The sequence below is a fragment of the Pseudoalteromonas sp. G4 genome, from assembly GCF_028875915.1.
In the GTDB taxonomy this organism is placed as follows: Bacteria; Pseudomonadota; Gammaproteobacteria; order Enterobacterales; family Alteromonadaceae; genus Pseudoalteromonas.
Genome location: NZ_JAPEHW010000134.1, coordinates 1 through 3596 on the forward strand (window position 1 = coordinate 1; position 3596 = coordinate 3596).

General features: G+C 38.8%; 2 protein-coding genes. Both read right to left on the bottom strand.

The genetic code is table 11. The features are described from left to right. Nucleotides 1-291 precede the first annotated feature (291 nt). Complete coding sequence (gene rdgC, locus ON073_RS20110) at nt 292-1203, bottom strand: recombination-associated protein RdgC (RefSeq protein ID WP_274763654.1); 912 nt, start codon at nt 1201-1203, stop codon at nt 292-294. Between the two features lie 175 nt (nt 1204-1378). Continuing rightward, nucleotides 1379-3145, bottom strand: coding sequence for an ATP-binding protein (locus ON073_RS20115; protein WP_274763655.1), 1767 nt, complete (start codon nt 3143-3145; stop codon nt 1379-1381). Between the last annotated feature and the right edge of the window lie 451 nt (nt 3146-3596).

Here is a 3596-nt window from a genome sequence, read left to right on the forward strand (position 1 = left end):
TATGTTCATATTTAAATTGTATTTGAGGAATCAGTTTGATTTTTGGGGCACGTTTTTTGGTTCGTTTTTGTCGTGTAACAAAAATGAACAAGAGGGGGTAGTTGCGCAATGTATAGTTTTGTAAGTTTAAAGTTGATAGTACGACAAACCAGCTTTAATTCTATTTTTAAGCTGAGATTAAACTTTTAAGTCTAAAAGTACGTTTTCAAAATAGATAAATCAGAAACTTTAACCATAAAAAAGCCGCGTTTGCGGCTTTTTGAATATTTAGCGTCGGTTACACAGATAGCCTTAAATTGTATCTTCAGGTTCGCCTAGTGCAGTAATTAGTGCTTCTAGCATTTGCTTAATTTCATCGCTTGAAAGCATAAAGTCAGCATCTAGCTTAACTGCCATATCTTCTTTTGGAATGTCAGCGTTTTCTTCTTTTAACAGCTCTGCGTAGTTTACACGTTTAATAGAGCCATCTTCTTGCAGTACAAAGCGAATGCGCTCCATCCAATCAAGCGCTAGCTTTGTTACCACTTTGCCGTTGTCTAAGTGGCTTTTAACTTCGTCTGAGGCTAGGTCGTGTTGTTTAAGCACTACTTTTGCGCCGTTTTCTTCTGGTTCAACAAGCTCTGCGTCAAGGCCAATTGTAAATTGCTCTGGTGCTGCATCTTTTGCTAACCAATTTGTTAAAAATAGACCTAAATCGTAATTAACAAATGCAGGTACTACAGGTAGTGAACCGAGTGATTTACGAAGCAGTGCAAGTAGCTCTTCTGCTTTATTAAAGCTTGCGCTATTAACTACCATCCAGCCTTTTTCTAGGTCGATAAAAGCAAATTGTAAGCTTGATTTTTTAAACGCCTGAGGCAGTAATGAGTGAATTAAGTTTTCTTTTAACTCGTCTTTTTCTTTTTTCTTAACAGGGCGGTTTTCGCTGTTTTCTATTTGCTCTACTTTTTCTGCAAGAAGGTCATTGATCACAGCTGGTGGAAGTACTTTTTCTTCGCGTTTTGCGCACAGTAAAATGCTCTTTTTGCTAAAGTGCGACAGCATTTGACCATGTTTGCCTAACGCTTTAGTCCAGCCAAAGGTGCTTAAATCTTGGCTGCCACATGGGCGAAACTTATCTTGTTCGAGTGCTTTTTCAAATTCGTCTTGGTTGTAATCAACTTCTTGTTTAAAGCGATAACAAATTAGGTTACTAAACCACATGAAAGGATCCTTGAAACTGAATTGGTAGTACCAATTTCTCTTATAAATTCAGCTAAGCCTAACAGGGTTACCAACAATAAAAAAGGTACCAATTTCTCTTATAAATTCAGCTAAGCCTAACAGGGTTACCAACAATAAAAAAGCGCCTTTCGGCGCTTCTTTTCTATTTGTACATTTAATCAACCAAAGGTGATGAGTCAGGGCTTGGCATATCCTTAGGGAAAGTGATTTTATAGCATAACCCTTTACCAGGCTCGCTGGTTGCAGTGATGTCACCTGCAAGGGTTTGCTTCACTAAGTTAAAGGTAATATGCGTACCAAGGCCGCTGCCGCCTTGCTCGCGACGTGTGGTATAGAATGGGTCAAATAGGTTTTCTAGTTGTTCAGCTTCAACACCACGGCCGTTATCTTTGAAAGTTATTGATACTTCGCCATCTCGCTCTTGGATATTGATGTCGATAGTGCCAGCATTGATGCCTTCAAAACCATGAATAAGCGAATTCATAATCAGGTTAGTGAAAATCTGACTAATTGCGCCAGCTGGCAAGTTGAGCAATAAGTCTTCAGGACAATGAATATTAATTTTGTGCATTGTCTTTTTAAGCTTAGGGTGCAGTGAGCGAATAATTTCATTCAAATATTCTTTTAAGTTAATTTGACGAACGGCTTCACTCGCTTGGTCAACCGCAATTTGTTTAAAGCTAGCAACAAGCTCTGATGCGCGCTCTAAGTTAGTGGTTAACAGTGCCGTACTTTGTTTTGCATCGGCAATAAACTCTTCAAGTGCTTTAGGCGATAGGGTTTTTTCTTGATATGCAGCTTCAACTTGAGCAAGGCGTTCTTGCAAGAAAGAAGTTGCAGTTACGCCAATACCCACAGGTGTGTTGATATCGTGGGTAATACCCGCTACCAAGCCGCCCAATGCCGCCATTTTTTCAGAACCAACTAAGCGCTCCTGCGCCATATTTAATTCATCTACATACTTAGTGAGCTCGTCTTGCTTAGACAGTAACTCATCTTCGGTCATTTTGCGGCGATCTACTTCTTCGGTAAGAACCAGTTTTTGTTTTTCTAGTTCGTACTTTTGCTGCTGTAAATCCATCATAGCTTGGCTTAAATTCGATGTTTTACGTGCAACTTCTTGCTCTAAAAGAAGGTTTTGTTGGTCGAGCTTTTCGTTGGTATGTACTAATTGCTTTTGCGTAGACTCTAATTGGTCTTTATAACTTACAACTTTATCAATTAGTTTGTTGAAAGAGTGCTCCATGATTTTTAATTCGTTGTGCTCGGTGGTTTCAATGCTAACGCGAGCGCCTTCTAAATTATCAAGCTCTAATTCTTCAATTTTTTGGGTTAAATCTGTTAATGGCTCAGTAAGTAGGCGTCTAAAAGCCATTAAGAATAAAATAATTAAGAAAGTGGTTTTGATTAAGGCATTACCTACTAAAAAGTAGAGCGAAACCATAATACGGCTAAATACCACCTCGCGGCTTGAAAATAGTGTTACGTCACCAACTTGGGTAGCGCGACCAGAAAATTCAAATACCAGCGGGAAGGTGTAACCAAATAAACCAGACGTCGTATGCTGTACTAGCACCGCCTCTTGCACTAACTGTGATTCGTAGCGCTCAACAATATCGATAGATTGACCAATCTGCGAAATAATTTCACCGTCATCATCGCGCACAATGACTCCTTCGATAGAAGGGATTGCCAATAAACCCTCGGCAATGGTGCGAGTTTGTTGGGTGTTTAACTCCCAAATAGCGCGCGTTAAACTACCTGAAAAGGTTTTTTGTAACGTGGAGAGTTCGTTTTGAATATGATCTTTAGAATTGTGATATTCAGCGATTACTTGACCGCAAGTTACGATAAACGTAAGTACAAAATAAACTGAGAGTACGCTGGTTAACAAGCGTTTAGAAAGACTTTTGCTTAACATTGAATTAACCAGATCCTCATTATTGTAATTTTTTTCATGCACGACATTAAAGTTAGCTAATTTTAGCTTAAAAATAAATACGAAAGTGGTTAAATAAATCGAATAAATAAAAGCTTAGTTCATTTTTCCACGCTGTTCTCGATAATTTAGTAATTTTTTGTCTGTAATACTTTGTGTCAGAGCATGATGATCTTTGCTGTCTGTTTCTGCAGCTGTTTGTTTGGCATTTAGACAAGGCAGAGTGATTGTAATGTAGTATTCTACATAAATGAACGATAAAGCAGTATAAATGCCAAACAAGCACTGCCTAACAGGTTCAGCCCAAAGCGTTTTGTTCTTTGTTGTTGCTTCTTGACTTAGCCCACTAGGCCTGCAAAGCAACGCCGCGATCAAAATGCTTTGGATTTGAACAGAATTTAGACCACAAAGATCAACATGCTCTGGAAACTAG